At 57.0% G+C, this 349-nt stretch carries 1 pseudogene; it reads left to right on the top strand.

Annotated elements, in window-relative coordinates:
* Positions 1-332 (top strand): annotated as a pseudogene (locus AB9F27_RS22140) (ornithine cyclodeaminase family protein); the annotation flags it as partial.
* Between the last annotated feature and the right edge of the window lie 17 nt (positions 333-349).

Raw genomic sequence — 349 nt, 5'->3', positions numbered from 1 at the left:
CAGGCACCCATATCGCGTGCATGGGCACCGACACCAAAGGCAAACAAGAAGTTGAATCCGCCCTCCTTGCCCGCGCCACGGTTTTCACCGATGAGGTCGCGCAATCCATCAGCATCGGCGAAGCACAACACGCCGTCGCCGAAGGGTTGATCAAGGAAAGCGACGTGAACCAAATCGGCGCGGTGATCAACGGCACCCATCCCGGACGCGTATCTGCTGACGAAATTACGCTCTTTGACGGCACAGGGGTTGGCTTGCAAGACTTGGCAGTAGCCGCAAGTGTCGTTGCACTCGCTGTTAAGAAAGGCGTTGCAATCGACGTCGATTTCTAGTCTCTCGGCGCTACAAC

It is taken from the genome of Falsihalocynthiibacter sp. CO-5D18, from assembly GCF_041205445.1.
In the GTDB taxonomy this organism is placed as follows: domain Bacteria; phylum Pseudomonadota; class Alphaproteobacteria; order Rhodobacterales; family Rhodobacteraceae; genus Falsihalocynthiibacter; species Falsihalocynthiibacter arcticus.
Note: the sequence above shows the minus strand (reverse complement) of the source record. Positions and strands in the feature narration are given on the sequence as shown.